At 62.6% G+C, this 21,019-nt stretch carries 22 protein-coding genes and 1 pseudogene; 13 read left to right on the top strand and 10 right to left on the bottom strand.

The features are described 5' to 3' along the window. The first annotated feature begins 45 nt into the window (after positions 1-45). Complete coding sequence (locus tag AC3WJU_RS10795) at positions 46-2,073, top strand: S9 family peptidase (RefSeq protein ID WP_492259847.1); 2,028 nt, start codon at positions 46-48, stop codon at positions 2,071-2,073. On the opposite strand, the gene AC3WJU_RS10790 is transcribed toward AC3WJU_RS10795, so the two are convergent. Genes AC3WJU_RS10790 through AC3WJU_RS10775 form a run of 4 tightly spaced genes read right to left on the bottom strand, consistent with a single transcriptional unit; the run spans position 2,063 to position 5,769 of the window. Next, on the bottom strand, positions 2,063-2,740 hold the full coding sequence (locus tag AC3WJU_RS10790) for a peptide deformylase (RefSeq protein WP_492259846.1): 678 nt from the start codon (positions 2,738-2,740) through the stop codon (positions 2,063-2,065). The two genes, AC3WJU_RS10795 and AC3WJU_RS10790, sit on opposite strands and share 11 nt — an antisense overlap. A gap of 15 nt (positions 2,741-2,755) precedes the next feature. Continuing rightward, positions 2,756-3,901, bottom strand: a complete 1,146-nt coding sequence (locus AC3WJU_RS10785; protein ID WP_492259845.1) for an FAD-dependent oxidoreductase — start codon at positions 3,899-3,901, stop codon at positions 2,756-2,758. Further along, positions 3,891-4,619: a class I SAM-dependent methyltransferase gene (locus tag AC3WJU_RS10780; RefSeq protein ID WP_492259844.1), complete on the bottom strand. Its 729-nt coding sequence runs from the start codon at positions 4,617-4,619 to the stop codon at positions 3,891-3,893. The genes AC3WJU_RS10785 and AC3WJU_RS10780 overlap by 11 nt, the downstream gene beginning before the upstream one ends. Before the next feature lie 13 nt (positions 4,620-4,632). Next, on the bottom strand, positions 4,633-5,769 hold the full coding sequence (locus AC3WJU_RS10775; protein WP_284989038.1) for a type III polyketide synthase: 1,137 nt from the start codon (positions 5,767-5,769) through the stop codon (positions 4,633-4,635). Positions 5,770-6,502: 733 nt separating this feature from the next. On the opposite strand from AC3WJU_RS10775, the gene AC3WJU_RS10770 reads away from it, so the two are divergent. Further along, positions 6,503-6,763, top strand: a complete 261-nt coding sequence (locus tag AC3WJU_RS10770) for an META domain-containing protein (RefSeq protein WP_492259843.1) — start codon at positions 6,503-6,505, stop codon at positions 6,761-6,763. A 152-nt stretch (positions 6,764-6,915) separates the two neighbouring features. Here the strand turns inward: AC3WJU_RS10770 and AC3WJU_RS10765 are convergent, their stop codons facing one another. Continuing rightward, entirely contained in the window at positions 6,916-7,098 is a 183-nt protein-coding gene (locus AC3WJU_RS10765; RefSeq protein ID WP_492259842.1) for a hypothetical protein, read from the bottom strand. Between the two features lie 261 nt (positions 7,099-7,359). Between AC3WJU_RS10765 and AC3WJU_RS10760 the strand changes: the two genes are divergently transcribed. From AC3WJU_RS10760 to AC3WJU_RS10745, 4 genes are all read left to right on the top strand, one after another. Beyond that, positions 7,360-8,226: a PhzF family phenazine biosynthesis protein gene (locus AC3WJU_RS10760; protein WP_492259841.1), complete on the top strand. Its 867-nt coding sequence runs from the start codon at positions 7,360-7,362 to the stop codon at positions 8,224-8,226. Positions 8,227-8,302: 76 nt separating this feature from the next. Further along, positions 8,303-8,770: a MarR family winged helix-turn-helix transcriptional regulator gene (locus AC3WJU_RS10755; RefSeq protein WP_492259840.1), complete on the top strand. Its 468-nt coding sequence runs from the start codon at positions 8,303-8,305 to the stop codon at positions 8,768-8,770. A 5-nt stretch (positions 8,771-8,775) separates the two neighbouring features. Next, the gene (locus AC3WJU_RS10750; RefSeq protein WP_059389994.1) at positions 8,776-9,342 is read left to right on the top strand and encodes a cysteine hydrolase family protein; all 567 of its coding nucleotides are present in this window, start codon (positions 8,776-8,778) and stop codon (positions 9,340-9,342) included. Beyond that, the gene (locus AC3WJU_RS10745; protein ID WP_492259839.1) at positions 9,339-10,817 is read left to right on the top strand and encodes an MFS transporter; all 1,479 of its coding nucleotides are present in this window, start codon (positions 9,339-9,341) and stop codon (positions 10,815-10,817) included. Before AC3WJU_RS10750 ends, AC3WJU_RS10745 begins: the two co-directional genes overlap by 4 nt. 96 nt (positions 10,818-10,913) lie before the next feature. Here the strand turns inward: AC3WJU_RS10745 and AC3WJU_RS10740 are convergent, their stop codons facing one another. Beyond that, positions 10,914-11,546 (bottom strand): LysE family translocator, encoded by a 633-nt coding sequence (locus AC3WJU_RS10740; protein WP_492259838.1) that lies wholly within the window; start codon positions 11,544-11,546, stop codon positions 10,914-10,916. Between the two features lie 117 nt (positions 11,547-11,663). On the opposite strand from AC3WJU_RS10740, the gene AC3WJU_RS10735 reads away from it, so the two are divergent. Then, positions 11,664-13,190: an LCP family protein gene (locus AC3WJU_RS10735; protein ID WP_370872076.1), complete on the top strand. Its 1,527-nt coding sequence runs from the start codon at positions 11,664-11,666 to the stop codon at positions 13,188-13,190. A 64-nt stretch (positions 13,191-13,254) separates the two neighbouring features. Here AC3WJU_RS10735 and AC3WJU_RS10730 read toward each other — a convergent pair whose 3' ends face one another. Together AC3WJU_RS10730 and AC3WJU_RS10725 are read right to left on the bottom strand one after the other, a co-directional pair. Further along, complete coding sequence (locus AC3WJU_RS10730) at positions 13,255-13,674, bottom strand: VOC family protein (RefSeq protein ID WP_284989030.1); 420 nt, start codon at positions 13,672-13,674, stop codon at positions 13,255-13,257. Between the two features lie 133 nt (positions 13,675-13,807). After that, a complete protein-coding gene (locus AC3WJU_RS10725; RefSeq protein WP_284989029.1) occupies positions 13,808-14,182 on the bottom strand; it encodes a VOC family protein in 375 nt (124 codons plus the stop codon). A 184-nt stretch (positions 14,183-14,366) separates the two neighbouring features. Here AC3WJU_RS10725 and AC3WJU_RS10720 point away from each other — a divergent pair, with 184 nt between their 5' ends. Further along, positions 14,367-14,765 carry a DUF3054 domain-containing protein gene (locus AC3WJU_RS10720; RefSeq protein ID WP_492259837.1) on the top strand — a complete coding sequence of 133 codons (399 nt, stop codon included), beginning with the start codon at positions 14,367-14,369 and terminating at the stop codon, positions 14,763-14,765. A 61-nt stretch (positions 14,766-14,826) separates the two neighbouring features. Beyond that, positions 14,827-15,108 (top strand): Lrp/AsnC family transcriptional regulator, encoded by a 282-nt coding sequence (locus AC3WJU_RS10715; protein ID WP_078108932.1) that lies wholly within the window; start codon positions 14,827-14,829, stop codon positions 15,106-15,108. A 23-nt stretch (positions 15,109-15,131) separates the two neighbouring features. On the opposite strand, the gene trpD is transcribed toward AC3WJU_RS10715, so the two are convergent. Beyond that, entirely contained in the window at positions 15,132-16,190 is a 1,059-nt protein-coding gene (gene trpD / locus AC3WJU_RS10710; RefSeq protein ID WP_306959843.1) for an anthranilate phosphoribosyltransferase, read from the bottom strand. Positions 16,191-16,338: 148 nt separating this feature from the next. On the opposite strand from trpD, the gene ctaE reads away from it, so the two are divergent. From ctaE to qcrB, 4 genes are all read left to right on the top strand, one after another. Then, positions 16,339-16,977, top strand: a complete 639-nt coding sequence (gene ctaE / locus AC3WJU_RS10705; RefSeq protein WP_084784675.1) for an aa3-type cytochrome oxidase subunit III — start codon at positions 16,339-16,341, stop codon at positions 16,975-16,977. A gap of 88 nt (positions 16,978-17,065) precedes the next feature. After that, a complete protein-coding gene (qcrC, locus tag AC3WJU_RS10700; protein ID WP_059389999.1) occupies positions 17,066-17,854 on the top strand; it encodes a cytochrome bc1 complex diheme cytochrome c subunit in 789 nt (262 codons plus the stop codon). A 98-nt stretch (positions 17,855-17,952) separates the two neighbouring features. After that, positions 17,953-19,023 (top strand): cytochrome bc1 complex Rieske iron-sulfur subunit, encoded by a 1,071-nt coding sequence (gene qcrA / locus AC3WJU_RS10695; protein WP_284989026.1) that lies wholly within the window; start codon positions 17,953-17,955, stop codon positions 19,021-19,023. Beyond that, entirely contained in the window at positions 19,001-20,674 is a 1,674-nt protein-coding gene (gene qcrB / locus AC3WJU_RS10690; protein ID WP_059390000.1) for a cytochrome bc1 complex cytochrome b subunit, read from the top strand. Before qcrA ends, qcrB begins: the two co-directional genes overlap by 23 nt. 73 nt (positions 20,675-20,747) lie before the next feature. Here qcrB and AC3WJU_RS10685 read toward each other — a convergent pair. Beyond that, a pseudogene (locus tag AC3WJU_RS10685) lies at positions 20,748-20,945 on the bottom strand (IS3 family transposase); the annotation flags it as partial. Between the last annotated feature and the right edge of the window lie 74 nt (positions 20,946-21,019).

The following is a 21,019-nucleotide window of genomic DNA, read 5'->3' as shown; positions in this document are numbered from 1 at the left end:
AGTGGCAGATATCGTCACGCCGTGGCGGCCGCTAGGCTCACCAGCGTGAAAGCCGAACAACTCCCGCTGCTGAATTCCGTCTCTGCTCCCGCCGCCCATCCCGATGGGACCCGCGCCGTCGTGTCCGTAACGCGGCCCGATTTCGATGCTGATGCGTATGTCGGGCAGCTTTGGAGTGTTCCTTTTGACCCTGCGATCCCGCCCCGTCGGATAACCCGTGGGTTCCGGGACACCGCACCGGCATTTTCGCCCGACGGTACGGTATTGGCATTCCTCAGGGCGACGCCGGACGGCAAGCCGCAACTGCACGTGGTGGAGGCCGACGGCGGGGAACCGCAAGCGATCACTGAGCAGAAACTGGGTGTCTCGGACTTTTCCTGGGCACCCGATTCTCACAGGATTGTTTTCTCTTCGCGGGTTCCCGAGGAAGGCCGTTACGGAACGGTTGACGGCGTCGGGCCGGGCAGCGAAGACCCCCGATTGATCACCGACAACCAATACAGGCTCAATGGACTGGGTTACACCGCCGACAAGCCCGCGCAACTGTTCGTCGTCGACGTTCCCGAGCCCGGAGCGGAACCGCCGGTGGCCCCCGCCGGGAGGGCCGCTAAAGCCCTCGGGCCAGAGGCCGCGAGCCTGGTGCCGCGGGCCATGCAGTTGACCTCCGGCGACATCGACCACACCTCGCCGTCGTTCAGCCGCAACGGCGAGAGCGTTTACTTCGTCGCCTCGCTTCACGAAGGCCACGACGCCGATCTCGCCTCGGGTATCTATCGTGTCCCCGCCGCGGGAGGGGACATCACCGCGCTGCGTCCGGACGCTGCACCGCAGTCTGTCCTGGAAGTCTGCGAGTCCGTGGACGGCGAATGGCTGTTCTTTACGGCACAGGACCTCGGCGATGACGGCCTGGATTTCGTCGCGAGGAACACAGCGCTATATGTCATGCCGGTCCGGGGTGGCAAGGCGACGATGCTGAGCGATGTCGAAAACCAGGACGTTGGCGGCCCCCTCGAAACCGTCGGAGCGGATGGGGTGCTGGCGCCCAACACGACTCGTGGGAACGTGCAACTGATCCGCTGGACGGCCGACGGCGGGGCCGAGGTCCTCGTCGAGGGGCCCCGGGTGGTGATCGGCGCTTCCGCGGTGCGAGACATCGTGTCTGTCTCTTTCGGTGACGCGTTCAGCAACGGTGAGCTCGGCGTTCTGGAGAACGGTGAATTCCGGGTGCTCACCGATTTCGCCAGGGCGCTCCGATGCAAAGCAGCCATTCTTGAACCGCACGAGTTCACAGCCACCGGCCCTGACGGCTACCCGGTCCATGGCTGGGCGGTCCTGCCGGAGGGGCCAGGCCCGCACCCCGTGCTGCTCACCATCCACGGCGGCCCTTTCGCGCAGTACACGGGAGCCTTCTTCGACGAAGCCCAGGTTTACGCCGAGGCGGGATACGCCGTGCTGATGTGCAACCCGCGTGGTTCCGCCGGGTACGGCCAGGCGCACGGCGAGGCCATCAAGGAAAGGATGGGCACCGTGGACATGGCGGATGTACTCACCTTCCTGGATGGTGCCCTGGAAGCCTTCCCGGTGATGGACAAGGAATCGATCGGCATCATGGGCGGGTCCTACGGCGGATACCTGACGGCCTGGGTCATCGGCCACGAACACCGCTTCAAGGCAGCCATCGTGGAGCGCGGATTCCTTGACCCCGTCAGCTTTGCCGGATCATCGGATATTGGATGGTTCTTCGGTGGCCAATACACGGGCGGCTCGCTGGAACAGATGGCGGCCCAAAGCCCCATGGCCGTGGTGACCGCAGTCCGGACACCCACGCTGGTAGTCCACAGCGAAAACGATCTCCGATGCCCGGTTGAACAGGGCCAGCGCTACTTTGCCGCCCTCAAGGCGCAAGGCGTGGAGACGGCGTTGCTCCTCTTCCCGGGTGAAGATCACGAACTATCGCGCTCGGGCACGCCACACCACAGGCGACAGCGTTTCGAGCAGATCCTCGCGTGGTGGGCAAGGCACCTGCCTTCAGCAGCAAACCGGCCCCGCGAGGCCGGTTCAGCTACGGATTGAGGAAACCAAGCCCGCGGCGTGCCTCGTCGATGCCGGGGTACGCCCAATGTGCTGAGTATTCTGCATCGTTCGCCAGGGACCGCAGCTCGGCGCGGTCCACATAGATTCCGCCTTGCAGGTGGTCGGTCTCGTGCTGGACTATCCGGGCCTGCCATCCGGAGAATCCAGCCGTGGCTGCACTGCCGTCGGGACGCTGATAATGCAGGCGGACATCGCGGTGCCGTGTGACCACGGCCTGGAATCCGCGCATCGACAAACAGCCTTCGTAGAACGACGCCGTTGCAGTCCCCTCGGGTTCGTAGCCGGGGTTCAGTATCGCGAAGAAGCCCAGCGGTGTCCTTTGGCGGATCTCCGAGGCCACAGGGTCAACATCGAAATGGTCTTCGAGCACGGCCAGCTGCAAGGGGATGCCGAGCTGCGGTGCGGCGAGGCCCACACCGGGAGCGGCATGCATGACATCCCGCATCCGCTCGACCAGTTGCTCCAGTTCGGTGTCGTCGAGCTGGCCGTCATAGGGCGCGGCGCGCTGGCGCAGCACGGGATGGCCGACCTGCACGATGGGCGGGAGGCCTTCGAGGCCGAGCAAGTCCTGGACTGCGCTGCGGATTTCCGAGGCAGTAAACGTGGTGTCCGGGCCGGCAGCCAGAGGGCGGGTCTCAAAGTCCATGGATTGAGCTTAGTGTCAATGCATCGTGAATCTACGGGCAACAAGCTCCGAGAACATCGGCAAGGTGATGGCTCGGCCGATCACCGCGTTCCTTGCGTTGAGGACCTTCGGGGGCAAGGGGCGGCCCAGCGCCATGTTGAGGCTGGCCTGCCAGATGGCTTTCTTCGCTGCACGCTGCCGGTCCCGCTCGAATCCAGCGAGTTCCTTGGTGGCAGGGCCTCCCGCGGATGTTCGCAATGCTTCGCTGATGATCGGCGCCAAGGCAACGGCGTCCAACCAGCCCAGGTTCATCCCTTGGCCGCCGATCGGGCTGATCTCATGGGCGGCGTCTCCAATCAGGGCGACCCGTCCGTGGATCATGCGGGAGACCATCCGGGAGGTGACGCCGAACGCGCTGATCATCGTATTGCTTGCGGAATCCACCGCGCTGCCGGTCCGCTTCTTGATAAGTGCGGCGAGCGCATGGGGAGTGGGTTCCTGGCACGGCGCGCCAAGCCGGACCACCCACCGGCGGATGCCGTCGGGCAGGGGGAATGACTCCACGATTCCTCCGGGCTCAAGGAAGAGGACGGCGTTGTCGCCGTACGTCGATTCATCCCGGAAATCGCCCATGACGTAGTAGTCGGGATAGGTGCGGAGACGCGGCTCCAAACCCAGTCCCTCACGGACGGCGGAATGGACACCGTCGGCGGCCACTACGAAGCGGCCTAGAAATTCCACCGGAGCCCCCGATTGCTGTCCCCGCAGACGCAGGTGTCCGCCGTCGTCGACGACTTCCTCAACCTGCACCCCGCGGTGGAGGGCTCCCGGATCGAGGTCGATCACCCTGGACTCGAGGGCGTGGGTGGTGAGGTATTGCGGAACGGAAAGGATGAAGGGGTACTCGGCGGAGGGGCGGGCGAAGTCCATGTCGGCAACTTTCCTGCCACCGCTGTAAGCCGCACCGTGGGTGATGCGGACCCCGGAAGAGACCAAGGGATGTGCGGCACCTACTGCGTCCAAGGCCGCCAGGGCGGGAGGATGGATTCCTATGGCGCGCGTCTGGCGGCCCGACGTCGCGCGCCTTTCGAGAACCGCGACGCGGTGCCCGTTTTGCAGCAGCAGGGCTGCCATATATAGCCCGACAGGTCCGGCTCCAACCACCACGACGTCAAACATCATGGACCTCGCCGGGCCGGTAGACCAGCAGGTTGTGCCACAAGCCGCTCGGTTCAACCGTCCAGGCCGGGGGAGTGGCCGCACGGAGTTCCGCCGCGGTATAGCTGCGCCTGATGGACGTGAGGCCGTCGCCGTGGATGTAGGAACCGATGCCGAGGGGCCAGGATCCTGCCCAGAAAAGTGCGTAGGCCATGCGGCTGCGTTTGAGGTCGTTGTGCAGGGCGATCCGGCCGCAAAGCTGTTCGGAATCGTGAAGGAAGGCGGCGAGTTCCGGGGTGGTCAGGTGGTGCAGGACATGGTTGGAAATAACGACGTCGAATGTGCGACCTTCTGACACGAGCTCCGAGCTGAGGGCCTTCCGGTAGCTCACGCGCTCCACCGGCGGAGCGGAGTTGGCGAACTGGAAGGCGCGCTCGTCCGGGTCGATTCCGGTGATTTCCAGCTGATAGCCGTCCGCCGCGGCACGACGAGCGAGGTTACGGGCGACGTCTCCACCGCCGCAGCCGATGTCAAGGACCGTGGTGGGCACCGCCGTCGTGAGCAAAGGCTTGATCCGTGAGCTGTAGGTGGCCCGCCAGCCGGAAACTACGGCGTTGACGATCGGAAACCGCGCGTAACTCCGGTTGAGCCGGTCAAGCTCGCAATCGGGACGGTCCATGTCTTCCACCGCGGTCACATCCCGTTCGCCGAGAAAGCCGCCAGCGCGGGGGTGGGCGAGCATCAGAGACCCGGCATCACAGGGTCGGGGAAACCCTGGTGAACAGTCCCGTCTCCACCGTGAGGCCGGGCCCGAATGCCATGGAACAGATGCGTTCCTCCCGCTCTGCCGGAGTTTGTCCCAGGATGTGTTTCAAGACGAAGAGCACAGTGGCGCTGCTCATGTTGCCGTAGTCGCGAAGGACGTCGCGGGCGGGAATCATCTGCTCTTCGGTGAGTTCAAGCTTCGATTCGACTTTGTCGAGGATGCTGCGGCCGCCGGGATGGATGGCCCAATGTGTAATGTCCCGGTAGGGGAGTCCGGCCAGGGAGGGGTCCCGGGCAAGCAGCGGTTCGAGCGCGCCTGTGATGTGTTCCTCGATGATGTGGGGCACGTACGTGCCGAGAACCATTTCGAATCCTTCGTCTCCGATGTTCCAGGCCATGGCTTCTTCGCCGACTGGCGTCAGGACAGTCTCGAAGTGATCGAGCCTGATCACCGGGTCCGGCCCTTCGGGTTCGCGGGAAGTCACGACGGCGGCTGCCGCGCCGTCCGCAAAGATCGCCGAGCCCATGATGGTGTCCGGATCGTTTGAGGTCCGGACGTGGAGCGAGCAAAGCTCCACGCAGATGACGAGGACGACGGCAGAGGGGTCGGCCTGGCAGAACTGCCGGGCTGCGCGGAGGGCGGGGAACGCTGCGTAGCAACCCATGAAGCCGAGGTGATATCGCTGTACCGCCGGGCTGAGTCCGAGGGCCCGGACTACTTTGTAGTCGGGGCCGGGATTGAAAAATCCCGTGCAGGAAACAGTGATGACATGGGTTATGTCAAGTAAATCGATATCGGGACATTTCCCGACGGCGGCCTTGGCGGCCTCGATGAACAATTTGGTGGCTTCGACGGCAAAGATTTCGTTGCGGACTTTGGTGCTGGGGCTAAGTACACGGCCCGTGGCAGGGTCGAAGAACGAGGGATTCTCGGAGTGGTTATCAAGGGACAATTCGGCGACGGCGGTGAATCGGGTATCGATCGCTGCTGAATCAAAACAGGTTCGCACCAGCCGGGATCCAAGCCGTGTCAGGCCGGGTTGAGATGCAAAAACGTCGCGCGCCTGTGGTTGCACAAGCACTGTGGGCGGTACGGCAGTTTCCAGAGACCTCACGTAGACCGGCATGCTTCATTGTTGGCGACGAAGATGCCGTTGACAATGGCAGGGCGTGGAAATGTGGACGTTTTGAGGGGCATCGGCTGTTTTCCGGGGAGCTGCTCCTCGACCGGTTTCAGGGTTTTCAAAGCTTCTGCGTCACAAATTGAGGCGATGGGCTACTAGTTCTAGTAGGAGTCCATTTGTCCGTTTCGCTGAGCTCACCGAGCGGCTGGACGGTTGGCAATCGACAATGGAACGGGTTCTCACAGCTACTCCCACTCTCGTGGTTTTAACGCCGATAATGTACATTATGTAAAGTAGCGAAAGACCGTTCGCCCGTTTCTACGAATACATCCGCTTCTTCCGACGGCCGCACAGGTGCCGAAATCGGTCCTGCCAGACCCCCGCTTCTCCCCGGGGCGCAGTGGCAACCAAACCGGCGAACGAAGCCCAGTGACAAAGCCGCCGACCACGTATACGCTCCGATCAGCTTCCACTTCAGGGGGATTCGATGAAGCATTCACGATTGTGGCAAAACACTTTTCGCCTACTATTTTTCGTCCTGCTAATGACTTCTTGTGCATCGGGCCCGGTAGGCGAAACAAGGCCGGACGTCCCAGCGCTTTCCCCGACCGTTTCCACGCCTCCAGTGGTTACGTGCACGTCGTTCCTGCCGTCCGCCCCATGTTCGCAATACGTCGGCATTTCGGGGACATCCGACGGCGTCACCCTGCCCTGGGTGGCGGCAGGCGGGCTGAGAGTGGAACTGTATTCCGTCAACGGGGTGCTTCAGTTCGCGGCGAAAACCCCGTGCAATCCGATCAGTGGACCGGCGACGATCACAGCGAACACTCTCACACTCGGCAAACTCGCGGCTGGAGCAATGGGCTGCGCCGGCGAGTCTTCTGCTCAGGAGCAATGGGTCACGCAATTCCTCAGTCGCCCCATAGAAATGTCGTTCGTGAAGGACACTCTGACCTGGACGGCTGGAGTGGACACGCTCAGCTTCAAAAGCAAATAGCAGGCGCTCGTTGTGGCGTTACGCTGCCCACCAGGCGGAATTCCCGGCGGGGCTCCGCTGGTCCATCATGGGGCTCCTCCCCCACCAGGATCCAAACCGCGATCGTTTCGAGTCCATATTCACGCCGCAACGCTTGCCACACACCGGCTGCCTCAGAACACATCCTCCGGATCCACCGTGGATGTTGCGTACTCCGAACGCCCGGCGGGTCGATAACTCCGGATGGTGATGCCCCGGGGCGTTGTACGTGAGCTGAGCAGCTCGAGCGCCCGGTCCGGACCGGATTCGGGGAACAACCGTGTGCCCTGGCCGACGATCACGGGATAGGTGAGCAAATCGAGTTAGTCGACGAAGTCGTTGGCGAGCAGCCATCGGACCAGGACGCCGCTGCCCGGGACCAGCAGGTCGCCGTCCACTGAGACGTTGGTCGTTGTCGTCAACCTCATGTCGTTTCACCCCGTCGAACAACGGCCGCGGACCACTTCTGGATCCACGCTACGTGCCCTCATTCTCCCAAGCCTTTACGCCCTTTGCCCGGTAGCGCCGTCGAACGCTGAATTCGGTCATGGCGGCGGCTTCCGTGCGACGATATCCGGATGGAACAGACCCCGGATGTGCTGCGCTATGCCGCCTTTACCGATACCCCCGAAGGAGGAAATCCGGCAGGAGTGGTCCTGGATGCAAGCGGCCTGGACGACTCACGGATGCAGGCAATCGCGGCTGAGATCGGGTACGCGGAAACGGTCTTTGTCACCGAGATGGCCGTTGACGGGGACGCCCGCCGAAACCGTGTGCGGTACTTCTCCCCCATCGCCGAGGTACCGTTTTGCGGCCACGCGACTATCGCTTTGGCTGTCGCGCTCTCAGGACGCGACGGTGCGGGAACCTTTGTATTCGACACCGAGGTAGGGCCCGTGGTGATTGAGACGGCGGGCCGCGGCACTGAGGTCACGGCAAGCTTCACGAGCGTGGAACCCCAAATTGCCGAGTTCTCCGACGGCGTCCTGGATTCCCTGCTCGGATTGCTCGGCGTGGGCCAAAGCGAACTGCACCCGGGCTACCCTCCGAAGGTCGCTTTCGCCGGAAACTGGCACCCCATCCTGGTCTTCGCCGAACGGAGCACCTTCGACTCCTACGTGTTCAACCCGGATGCCATGCGCGCGCTGATGGATGCCCAGGGCTGGGCCGGCACCGTCACGACGCTCTGCGAGATTGCTGGCGGCGAGTTCGACTCGCGCAACCTTTTCCCCGTGGGAACCATCACTGAAGATCCGGCGACAGGTTCAGCCGCCGCGGCTTTCGGCGCATACCTCCGGCTGCTTTCGCTCGTGGAGACCCCAACCCGAGTGATTGTGCACCAAGGCAGCCACGTCGGCCGCCCGAGTGTCCTCATGGTCGACATTCCCCCGCAAGGCGGAATTGTCGTGAGTGGAGAAGCCGTGGAGATCGCCGAGCCCACATAACCAGTCCAGGCCCCACAAAACCAGGATAGTAAGGCAACCTTTTCAGTTTGCCTTACTATCTGCTAGCGTCGTTGTTATGAACCCCCACCCGGATACAGACGCGACGGGCATGCTCGAAGCTGCCGCGGAGCTTCGTGTCCTCATTGGCCAGTTGACCAGGCGGCTGCGTGAGCAGTCCCAAGTGGACAACCCGACCCAAGTGGACAACCTGACGAATGCGCAAAAGGCCGTGTTGATCCATTTGGATCGCGACGGTCAGGCCACCCTGTCCGCGCTGGCCCGCGCAGAGGGAATGCGTCCCCAGTCCATGGGCGCCATCATTTCCGCCCTTTCCAGCGCAGGACTCGTTGAGAGCGGCCCTGATCCGGCAGACGGCCGCCAGCGGATCTTGTCCCTCACAACCGAAGCCCGGAGGAGCATCAGCGCCAGCCGGGCGGCCAAAGCTGATTGGCTCTACCGCACCATCCAGTCCAAACTCACGCCGGACGAGCAGGAACACTTGCCCGGCGCTATCCACCTACTCAAACGCCTTCTGGAGCCGTGATACCCATGCCCATCACCACGTTGGACCCACAGACCGCCCTCATCATCGTTGACCTTCAGCGGGGAATCGTTGCGTCCCCGAAGGCTCATCCCCTTGAGCCAATCGTGCGGAACTCCGCTGCACTGGCTGACGCCTTCCGCAGCCACGGACTGCCCGTGGTACTGGTGAACGTCACCGGCGGCGCGCCGGGCCGGACAGATCAAGGCAGCACTGCAGGAAGGGAGTTCCCCGCCGATTTCGCCGAACTCCTGCCCGAACTGAACCAGCAACCGAGCGATCACCTTGTCACGAAGAAGACCTGGGGCGCCTTCACCAACACCGGTCTTGGCACGCTCTTGGAAGACCTCGGAGTAACGCAAGTTGTCCTGACGGGTGTCGCCACGAGCATTGGCGTGGAATCCACTGCGCGGAGCGCCCACGAATCCGGCTTTAACGTCACCCTCGCACTCGACGCGATGACTGATTTGACCATGAACGCCCACGAAAACTCCGTCAGCACGATTTTTCCCCGGCTGGGCGAGACCGGCACGACGCAGGAAATCCTGGACGTGCTCAAAGCCACCCGGTCGTGACCGCGCGGGACGCCGCCCAACCATCGAGCCCCTCAGCTGCCACGGGCAGCCGAGGGCTGACTCCCCCACGGAACGCGGCCGGCGCTCCGGCTGCAGGCCACGGGAACCCGCCGTCAAACCCGCTCGGCTGGAGGTTCACGGCACCGCTGCTGCTTGGCTCCACCCTGAACCCGATCAACAGTTCGATGATGGCCACCGCGCTGGTGGGCATCGGGGCTGACTTCCGGTCGAGTCCGGGCGCCACCGCCGGGCTCATTTCCGTCCTGTATCTATGCAGCGCAGTGGCCCAACCGACCATGGGGAAACTCTCCGTTCTCTTCGGGCCCAGGCGGGTGTTCCTTTCCGGCGTCGCTATCCTTCTGCTGGCCGGAGTCGTCGGAGTGCTGGCGCCCAACCTGGGCGTGCTGCTCATTTCGCGGGCACTCATCGGCATCGGAACCTCAGCGTGCTACCCGACGGCGATGGCGCTGGTCCGCCGGCGGGCCGACGAGTCCGGCATTGGCGTACCGGGCCGCGTCTTGGGCAACTTTTCGATCGCGGCCCAGGTGACCGCCGTCGTCGGCTTGCCGCTCGGCGGAGTGCTGGCCGGCGCGTTCGGCTGGCGGGCCCTTTTCGCACTCAACATTCCGTTGGCCCTGCTGGCCTTCACCTTCACTTTGCTTGGAGTAGCGAAAGACGCGCCGGTGCGCAAACAGGGCCTGGTTAGCCTGCTCACCATGCTGGACCTGCCGGGGATCGCCCTCTTCGCCGGTGCGATTGTCTCGCTGCTGGTGTTCCTCTCGGCGCTCACGACGCCGGCCTGGTGGCTTGCGGTGCTGGCCGTGGTGCTCGCGGGGGTGCTGCTGTTGCGGGAGCGGCGTGCGGGCAGTCCACTGATCGACGTCCGGATGCTGGGCAGGAACGGACCGCTGCAGCGTACCTACCTGCGTACGATCCTGGCCGCCCTGGCCACGTATGCCTCGATGTACGGGACCAGCCAGTGGATGGAACAAAGTATGGGGCTCAACCCCGCGGCGGTGGGGCTGATTCTGATTCCGTTAAGCCTGCTGAGCATTGTCGTGGCACGGGTCGTCTCCAGCCGGGCGTGGGTCCGCTGGCCGTTGATCCTTGCAGGCGTCGCATTGACGCTTTCCGCAGGCGTGATGCTGCTCGTGAACCACAGCTCCGGCGTCGGGCTGCTCATTGGAATGACCTTGCTGCTGGGCCTGACCAACGGTTTCGGCAGTTTCGCGAATCAGGCGGCGCTATACCTGCAAACAACTGCCGCGGAGATCGCGGTGGCCTCCGGGTTGCTGCGGACGTCAATGTACTTGGGCGCGATCGGCTCCTCCAGCCTCATTGGCATCGCCTTCGGGCCGTCCGCCACCGACGCCGGTTTCCACACTTTGGCGTGGATCCTGGTCGCAATCGGCGCCTCGATGGTTCTCCTGACGGCGTTTGACCGCAGCGTTCCGGCCGTCGCCGCGGAGCATTGAGCCCGACGGCGGAAGCACTGGACGGCAACGGGTGCGCCCCTCGAGAAACGCCGCGATGATCAGAAGGGATGACGCAAAGGCGCGCGTCATCCCCGCTCAGCTGTTTGCCGAAACCGCAGTCCCCAGGCCAAGCGCCGTGAGGATCGCGGCAGACGTCCGTTCGAGTGCTTTCGTCACAGATGGCCTCTTCAGCCAGAGAACCGCTTTGGTCGCCACCAGGGACAGGACGCCGAGGTAGAGCATCGAAATGACGAAATCGATGACTCCTAGCAACATCGTCAGTCCAAAAGACGCTTCCCCCGGAGGAAGGAACTGGGGCACCACAGCGAGGAAAAACAGGCCCACTTTGGGGTTCAGCATGCACGAAACAAGTCCCGCCAGGAAAGTCGAACACAGTTTGGGGCCCGCCTCGACAGAGTCCTGTTCCTGGTGGGCTGGCTGTCCTCGCCGGCTGTGGATAAAGGCGCTGATCCCTAGGTAAACCAGATACAGGCCACCGATGATTTTCACTACCCTGTATGCCTCGGCCGACTGCTCCAGAAGGGCCGCCAATCCTATGCCGACAAGCCCTGCCCAGAAGATGCTGCCGAGCGAGGACCCGAGGCCCGCCGAGAGGCCGGCCTTGACGTTCGACAGGCTGTACCTCAGGACGAGGAACGAGTCAGGGCCCGGTGTGAGGGCCAAAATCACGCACAATCCGACGAACGCCGCAAGTGAACTCAGAGTCATGTTCCCATTGAATCATTGCGCGGCATCTGCCCTGCTGCCGCGGGCCTCACGGAAGCTTCCCAGAGCCCCCGGCTACAATAGGGCCGTCCGTATTTCCCCTGGAGAGGTAGTTCCCTTTTGGTCACTCGCCACGATGCACCCAGCCCGGAGCCGGGTCAGTCACCCCCTGTTGCCTACCCGGGCCAGGGAAAACTGGCTGCCCGCAGCCGGCGGTTCAGCTTTCGCCGTTCGCCCCGCTGGTTCAAAATCACCAGCGCCGCAGTGGCCGTCTTGCTGATCGCAGTCATCGCGTTTGGAGGGTATTGGGTATGGCGCCTTCAGTCCAACATCTCATCGTCCGCACTCGGTGCCGGTGGCGTCAGGACGGAAGGACCGGTGGACGACAGCAAGGACCGTCTCCAAATCCTCGTTCTGGGTACCGATACCAGGAGCGGTAAGAACGGGCAGTTCGGCACCACGGACCAATCCTCCGGCTACGGCCAATCGGACGTCATGATGTTGCTGGATATTTCCGCGGACAACAACCATGTCAACGTGATCAGCTTCCCGCGCGACTTGTTGGTCGACGTGCCGGCCTGTACTGACAACAAAACCGGCAAGCAATACCCTGAACGGCAAAATGCGATGATCAACAGCGCGATGGCCGAGGCAGGCATCGGCTGCGCTGTTGACACCGTCAACAAGCTCACGGGTTTGGAAGTTGACCACTTCATGATGGCCGACTTCAACGCCGTGACCGAACTATCCAAAGCCGTCGGCGGCGTCGACGTCTGTGTGAGCACCGCCGTCAACGACCCCGACTCCGGATTGCATTTGCCCAAGGGCACCTCACAGGTGGAAGGTGACCAGGCACTTGCCTTCCTGCGCACCCGCCATGCATTTTCCGACGGCGGAGACCTCGGACGGATCAAGGCCCAGCAATCGTTCCTTGGTTCCCTCGTGCGGAAGCTCAAAGCTGACGGCACGCTCGGAAACCCCCAAAAGATGCTGGGCATCGCCGATACGGTCACCAAGAACCTCACCGTCGACAACGGTCTCGCCTCGGTTCCGGCCTTGTTGACCATCGCGGGCAGGCTGAAAAACATTGACCCGGCCAAGGTCAACTTCATCACCGTGCCCAATGTCCCTGCCGCGTCCGATCCCAACCGGCTCGACCTCGACCAACCGGCTGCGGGCAACTTCTTTGCTGCCCTGACCAAGAGCCCCGACCTCAGCCAGCCCGCACCAAGCGCCGCGGCGTCCCCTGCTCCCTCCACGGAAACGTCGAAGGCCGGATACGACAAGGCGCTTCAACCGATCACCGTTGCCAATGGAACGGGCGTGACCGGCAGAAGCCAGGAGATCGGAGCGCTTCTCTCCGCCGGAGGCTTTACGAAGCTGGCCAGGATCCAAGCCGACTCCCGGCCGCAGACCATGGTCTACTACGGTGCAGGCTTTGCCGACGTTGCCGCGGACGTCGCCGCAATGTTCGGGTTGCCGGCGACGAGCGTGCAGCAGGTCGCCAGCGTCCAGGGAGTCCAGCTCTACGCCGGGCAAGATTTCGCCGCAGGCAACAAGCCGACGCTTCCGGCCCCTAAGCCCAATGACGTGGTTGCCCAGACCGCCCAAGACCAGACATGCCAAACGACCAACCCGGTCGGATAGCCCGATAAGACAGAAAGCGCCCTCCGTCCCGCATTGCGCGGCGGAGGGCGCTTCTGTTCTTGGCTTACTGAGGCTGCTCCCCCGACACGTTGACCAGCCAGGCAATGCCGAACTTATCGGTCAGCATCCCGAAGATGTCTCCCCACGGCGCCTTCTCCATCGGCACGGTGACCGTCCCGCCGTCGACCAGCCCGTCCCAATAGCCGCGAAGTTCTGCTTCGTCGTCGCCGCTGAGCGACACCGAGATGTTGTTTCCCGGGCTGTAGTCCATGCTATTGGGGGTGTCTGCGGCCATGAGCAGCAATCCCTTGTCTGTTTTGAGCGCCGAGTGCATGATCTTGTCGCTCTCGGCGGGGTCTTCGCTCGCGTGGAACTCCGCGAAGGTGCTTTGGGTCAACTCGCCTCCAAAGACCGACTGGTAGAAGGCCATGGCCTCCTTGGCGTTGTCCCGAAAGCTGATGTAGGGGTTGAGGTTCGTGGTCATTACATGGCTCCTCGGTGTTTGGGGGCAGCACGATCAGCTACCTTTTCGTCATGCTAACAGCGCCCGCCGGGACCATCTACAGGCAAACTTTTTCCTGCCCGACGGCGGCTGTCAGCTCCCGGGGCCCCGCTTCCTAGCTGCCGCTTGCCTGCCGGCCGACCAGCCCGACTGTGTTGCCCTCGCTGTCCTTGATAAAGGCCATCCACTCATCGCTTCCAACTGGCCCGAGGCTTCCATCGACATGGCTGTAGACCAATTGTGGCTCCTGGACGATCTTCGTTCCCGAGGCGCGTAGGTCTTCAACAGAGAGCCGGAGATCCGGGACGTCGAGGTAGATCAGCGACGACGGAGCGCCGCGATCCAGGAGAAGCCTGACGCCGTCGAGATCGAAGAAGAGCAGGCCAGGCGGATCGAATCTTCCGCTCGGCGCACTGCCCAGCAACCGGGAGTAGAACGCCGATGCCCGGTCGAGGTCCACCGCCCGCTGGGCAACCTGGATCAACTTCATGTTGCACCTCCGGAGGTTGGCGTCGCTTCACGTGTCGTAGCCACATCTTCCGCGGTACTCGATCCTGGTTCAAGAGGTGCTGGTTCAAGGGTGCGGGTTCAAGAGGTGCCGGTTTAAGAGCCTAGTGGCATGCGCAGGACTTTCGGTTCGAGTTCGGGCATCAGTGCGGGATAGTGTCGTTTCCATGCCTGCTGCAAAACCCGCCCTGCCCCGCACCGCCCTCATCGCCGGCCTGGCCGACGCCATTCTCGTTCTTGTTTTCGCGGCCATCGGCCGCGACGCACACCAGCGCGCCGATGTGGTGACCGGGGTCTTTTCCACGGCATGGCCGTTTCTTGCCGGTGCCGCGATCGGATGGCTTGCCGTGCGGGCCTGGCGGGCACCCCTGCAGATCTGGCCGGCCGGCGTCGGCGTATGGATTGGAACCGTGGCCGGGGGCATGCTTTTGCGTGCGGCTACCGGACAGACCGTGGTGCTCGCGTTCATCATTGTCGCCTTGATCAGCTTGGCGATTCTGCTCCTCGGCTACCGCGCCGTGATCGCCCTCGTGGTGCGTGCCCGTCGACGGAGCCGCCGGTCCTAAGCACCGGCCGATGGACTAGGCTTGCTACGTCCACTGCCGCACTTCGGAAAGGCCGCCCCCAGTGATCACCGCTTTTGTCCTGATCAAGACCGACGCTTCACGCATCCCGGAGACGGCCGAGGAGATCTCGGCCATCCAAGGAATCAGCGAGGTCTACTCCGTCACAGGGGAATGGGACCTTATTGCCGTGGCACGCGTGGCGAAGCATGAGGAGTTGGCGGACGTCATCGCCGACAAGCTCTCCAAGGTTCCCGCGGTGGTGCACACCACCACCCATATCGCCTTCAGGGCCTACTCGCAGCATGATCTGGACGCGGCGTTTTCACTGGGCTTCGAGCAGTAACCGCCTGAAGCCGCGCGCCTTGCCTACCTTTGGGTGAGTCCCACCCACGTGTCGAGGACCCGGATGGCTGCTCCGGAATCGATGGATTCCGCAGCCCGCAGCCAGGCCGACTTCATGCGGTCCAGGAACGGTCCGTCGGCTGCAGTGTCGAAGGCCACCAGGCCTGCGGCGGCGTTGAGCAACACCGCGTCCCGGACCGGGCCCGGCTTCCCGTCAAGCACTTCGCGTACGACGGCGGCATTCGCCTTTGCGTCGCCGCCTCGAAGATCGGCGACGGTCGCCGCAGCGATCCCCAGATCCGCGGGCGAGAACCGCTGCTCGCTCACTTGCCCGTTCCTGATTTCCCATACCGTGGATGGACCCGTAGTGGTGAGTTCATCTAGTCCGTCTTCCCCGCGGAATACCAATCCGCGGCTCCCCCGCCGGGCAAGGACCCCTGCGATCAAGGGAGCCATGGTGGCGTTGGCAACACCCACGGCCGAAGCCTGGACATGGGCCGGGTTGGTCATGGGTCCCAGGAAGTTGAAGGCCGTGGGAATGCCAAGCTCCGCCCGCACCACACCGGTATGGCGGAACGACGGGTGGAACACCTGGGCGAAACAGAAGGTGATTCCCGCCTCTTCGGCGTTGCGGGCTACGCGTTCGATCGGCAAGTCGAGCCTCACGCCCAAGGCTTCCAGGACATCGGCAGAGCCCGACGACGACGATGCCGCCCGGTTCCCGTGCTTTACGACACGCGCTCCCGCGCCGGCCGCCACGAGGGCAGCCATGGTCGAGATGTTGACCGTGTTGAGTCGATCGCCGCCGGTGCCTACGATGTCGAGCTTTTCACCCGGAATGCTCACGGGCTTGGCGTTGGAGAGCATTGCCTCCACCAGTCCGGTGACCTCTTCCACCGTTTCCCCCTTGGCGCGCAGGGCAACCAGGAAACCGGCAATCTGGGAAGGGGCGGCTTCTCCGGACATGATCGTGTTCATGGCCCATGCCGTGTTCCCGACCGAGAGGTCATGCCCGTTGATCAATGCGGAGATGAGTCCGGGCCACGAGTTGCTTGCCTGCTCTGCAGATGCCTGTGAAGTCACCACTTGATGCTAGCGATCCACCCTGCTCCGTGACCAATGCTAAGGACGCCGGGAACTTTTCCGCGCGAATTCGCGTGTTTGTAGAAAAAGTCTCCCCAAATGGCGGTTCGCATTGGGAAGTCCGGACTTTTACAGACATAATGTCCTTGTGACATCTGCGACCCATGCCCCCAGTACCCCGGCGCACCCGACGCTGAATCGCCCCAATTTGGTTTCCGTTGGAACCGTTGTGTGGCTTTCCAGTGAGTTGATGTTCTTCGCCGGTCTCTTCGCCATGTACTTCACGCTGCGCTCCACGTCGGGCGCCTTGTGGGCGGAAGAAACCGGCAAGCTCAACTTCCCGTTTGCGCTTGTAAACACCATCGTCCTTGTGTCGAGTTCCTTCACTTGCCAGATGGGTGTCTTCGCCGCCGAGCGACTTGAGCCGCGCCGTCGAGGTGGTGTGCTGCAGTTCACCCGCTGGGGCATGAACGAATGGTTCATCCTGACGTTCATCATGGGCTCCTTCTTCGTTGCCGGGCAGACCACCGAATACGCGATGCTTGTGTCCGAGCATGTGACGCTCTCGGCCAATGCCTACGGTTCCTCGTTCTACATCACAACCGGCTTCCACGGCCTCCACGTCATCGGCGGCCTCATCGCCTTCCTGTTCATTATTGGCCGTGCCTACGCCGCCAAGAAGTTCGGGCACTTCGAAGCGACCTCGGCAATCGTCACCTCGTACTATTGGCACTTCGTGGATGTTGTGTGGATCGGCCTCTTCCTGGTCATCTACGTACTGAAGTAGCCCGGCACCCACTCTTGTTCCACAAGAGGATGAATTTTAAAGAAGCGGCTCTTGGAGCCGACGCAGGATCGAATAAAGGAACCACCACGTGAAGGCACTCTCGCAGAAGCGACGTCATCCACTGGCAGCCATTGCGCTGCTGCTGATGGGACTCCTCGTCACTGGTGGGCTCTACGCCGTTGCCACAACGGTCAACCAGGCGAAGGCAGATACCACTACCTTCAGCGCAAGCGACGCCCAGGAGGGCGGCAAGCTTTTCGCCGCCAACTGCGCCACCTGCCACGGCATGGGCGCCAGCGGAACCAAGGACGGCCCCTCGCTGGTCGGCGTGGGTGCTGCTGCGGTTGACTTCCAGGTTGGCACCGGCCGTATGCCCATGCAGATGAACGGACCCCAGGCCCAGGAAAAGCCGCGGCAGTTCAACGACCAGCAGACCCAGCAGCTTGCGGCCTACGTCGCTTCGCTCGGCGCTGGCCCGTCAATTCCCGACGCATCACTGCTCGACGAAAAGGGAGATGCCGCCAAGGGTGGCGAACTCTTCCGCGTGAACTGCGCGATGTGCCACAACGCCGCAGCCGCCGGCGGTGCTTTGACCCGTGGAAAGTTCGCTCCGGCACTGGCTGGCGTCTCCGGCCAGCACATCTATGAAGCCATGGCCACTGGTCCGCAGAACATGCCCGTCTTCAACGACGCCAACATCTCTCCTGAAGGCAAGCGCGACATCATCACCTTCCTGAAGAAGATCGAAACCAACGGCTCGCCTGGTGGAAACGATCTCGGAGGATTGGGTCCGGTATCCGAAGGCCTCTTCGTCTGGGTTGCAGGCCTCGGCGTCATCATCGCCTTCACCATCTGGCTGACGTCGCGTACGTCCTAGGCCAGCGCACTAAAGAACTTCTGCTGTCCCCACAGCAGTTTTGAATTGAACATTAACCCGGTTACGGCCGGGACAACGAGAGAAGGATGAGGCGAATTATGGGCAACCATAGTGACGGCAGTCCGAACCACTCGGGCACCGTAGCTACGGCTGGTCAGAATGTTGTGGAGAAGTTCCAGGATCCTGGGCTTCCTCCGCACCGTTTGCGCCTGGCTGACACGGACCCGAGAGCCGCTAAGCGAGCCGAGCGACAGGTGGCCATACTGTTTGGCATCTCCGTCATCGGCACGGTGATCTTCCTGGTGTCGTACTTTGCCATTGATCTTGGGCAAGACTCCACGATCGCAACAATCCGCACCCAAAACCTGTTGCTCGGCCTTGGCACCGCATTTGCGATGCTCGGCATCGGCACCGGCATCGTGCACTGGGCCAAGGCCCTCATGCCGGACCACGAGGTTTCGGAAGAGCGCCACGCCATCCGAACCGAGGATGACCGGCAGGCAGCCGTGCGAATCGTCGAGGACATCGTCGAGGAAACCGGCATCAAGCGTCGCCCGCTGATCCGCAACACCCTTCTGGGTGCCGTGGCACTGGCGCCCCTCCCTGCCTTGGCAGTGTTCGGTGACCTGGGTCCCCGCCCGGACAACACGCTCGCGCACACCATGTGGGCTCCCCAGGACGGCAAGCTCAAGCGCCTCACCCGCGACCCCGACGGAACTCCGATCAAGGCATCGGACGTGACCATCGGTTCCGCATTCCACGTGATCCCGGAGGGCCTCAACGAACTCCAGGAGGGCAAGCTCAACGCGAAGGCCAAGGCCGTCGTTTTGCTCATGCGCCTCAACCCGGATGACTTGACGATCTCCAAGGGACGCGAAACCTGGAGCTACAACGGAATCGTTGCCTACTCCAAGATCTGCACCCACGTTGGTTGCCCCGTTGCCCTTTATGAGCAGCAAACGCACCACCTGCTGTGCCCGTGCCACCAGTCAACCTTCGACCTCACCAAGGAATGCAAGGTTATCTTCGGCCCCGCCAGCCGTCCGCTCCCCCAGCTGCCCATCGCGGTTGACGCTGAGGGCTACCTCGTAGCCACGAGCGATTTCAAAGAACCTGTAGGACCGAGTTACTGGGAGCGTGACGAGCATGAGCGCCTCATCAACAGCTGAAGTCCCCTTCGTACCCAAAACCAAGGTTGGCCGGATCACGGACTTCGTTGACGAGCGCGTCGGCGGATCCGGAATCCTGCGTGAATTCGGCCGGAAGGTCTTCCCCGACCACTGGTCCTTCATGTTCGGTGAGGTGGCGCTGTATTCCTTCGTCATTCTCCTGATGTCGGGTACCTTCCTGACCTTCTTCTTCGACCCGTCCATGGCAGAGACCCATTACTCGGGTTCGTACACCCCTCTGACGAATGTCGAAATGTCCGTCGCGTACAACTCGTCGCTGAACATTTCCTTCGACATTCGCGGTGGCTTGTTCTTCCGCCAGGTCCACCACTGGGCGGCTTTGCTGTTCGTGGCATCGCTTGGTGTACACATGCTGCGCGTTTTCTTCACGGGCGCTTTCCGCAAGCCGCGTGAAATGAACTGGGTAGTGGGCGGCGTCCTGCTCATCCTGGCCATGGCTGAAGGCTTCACCGGATACTCTCTTCCCGATGACCTGCTCTCCGGTAACGGCCTGCGAATCATCGACGGTGTCATCAAGTCCATCCCGGTAATCGGAACGTACATCTCGTTCTTCCTCTTCGGAGGCGAGTTCCCGGGTACGGCCATCATCGGCCGCCTGTACGTGCTGCACATCCTCCTCGTGCCAGCCATGATCCTGCTGATGATCGTCATCCACCTGTTCATGGTGGTTGTGCACAAGCACACCCAGTACCCCGGCCCGGGCCGCAACGACGGCAACGTCGTTGGTTACCCTCTCGGACCGGTTTACGCTGCCAAGGCCGGCGGCTTCTTCTTCATCGTGTTCGGTGTCGTCGCGCTCATGGCTGCGATGTTCACCATCAACCCGATCTGGAACTACGGGCCGTACGACCCCTCCCCCGTGTCTGCAGGTACCCAGCCTGACTGGTACATCGGCTTCGTCGATGGTGCCCTGCGACTCATGCCTGGTGTGGTCAACGACTTCCACTTCGAATACATCATCTTCGGCCACGTGCTGACGCTGAATGTGCTGCTGCCCGCGTTGGTTCCTGCCGGCATCATTTTCACGGTGCTGTTCATGTACCCGTGGATCGAACGCTGGATCACCAAGGACAACCGCGAGCACCACGTTCTGGACCGTCCGCGTAACGCTCCTACCCGCACTGCCATTGGCGTCGCAGGCTTCACCTGGTACTGCGTCATGTGGGCCGCTGCCGGCTCGGACCTCATCGCAACGCACTTCCACGTTGCCCTGAACGACGTCACGTACTGGCTGCGCACGCTGTTCTTCATCGGCCCGATCATTGCGTTCATGGTCACGAAGCGTGTGGCGCTTGCGCTGCAGCGCAAGGACCGCGAGATTGCCCTGCACGGCCGGGAAACGGGCCGCATCGTGCGCCTGCCGCATGGCGAGTTCATCGAGGTACACGCACCGCTGGACGACTACAAGCACTACAAGCTTGTGGGCTTCGAGTCGCCTTCCCCATTGCCGGCCGAACCGAACGAGCACGGCGTGGTCACCCCGAAGGAGAAGCGCCGCGCGGCGTTGTCCAAGTGGTTCTTCGAAGACCGTGTTGCCCCGGCAACCCCGGCCGAGCTTGAAGCCGCTCACGGACACGGCCACCATGAGGCCATCGAGTCCGCCGAAGAGCACAAGAGCCTTAGCCACTAGCTCCCGCAGCTAGCACAAAGAAGGCCCCGTCCATGTGAACTGCTCCCCGGAAGTTGGACTGGCTAAATAGATACTAGGCCGCGAGGGTCTGGGCACGGTATTGCACCGGGCTCAGGCCCTCGAGCTTTGTCGAGATCCGGTCGTTGTTGTACCAGCGGATGTACTCGTGCAGGGCCGCTGCCAGTGCGTCAGTGTTGAGGAACCGGACGTGGTGGAAGAACTCTTCCTTGAGGTGTCCGAAGAAGTTCTCCATCACGGCGTTGTCATAGCATTATCCGGCTAATAGCCCGGGATGCCGGGGATTAGCCGGTTAAGGATTAGTTGTTTCGGGAGGTCAGTTTCCGG

The organism is Arthrobacter sp. FW306-1B-F12A (assembly GCF_058781865.1).
This window is presented reverse-complemented; position numbering and strand designations above follow the sequence as displayed.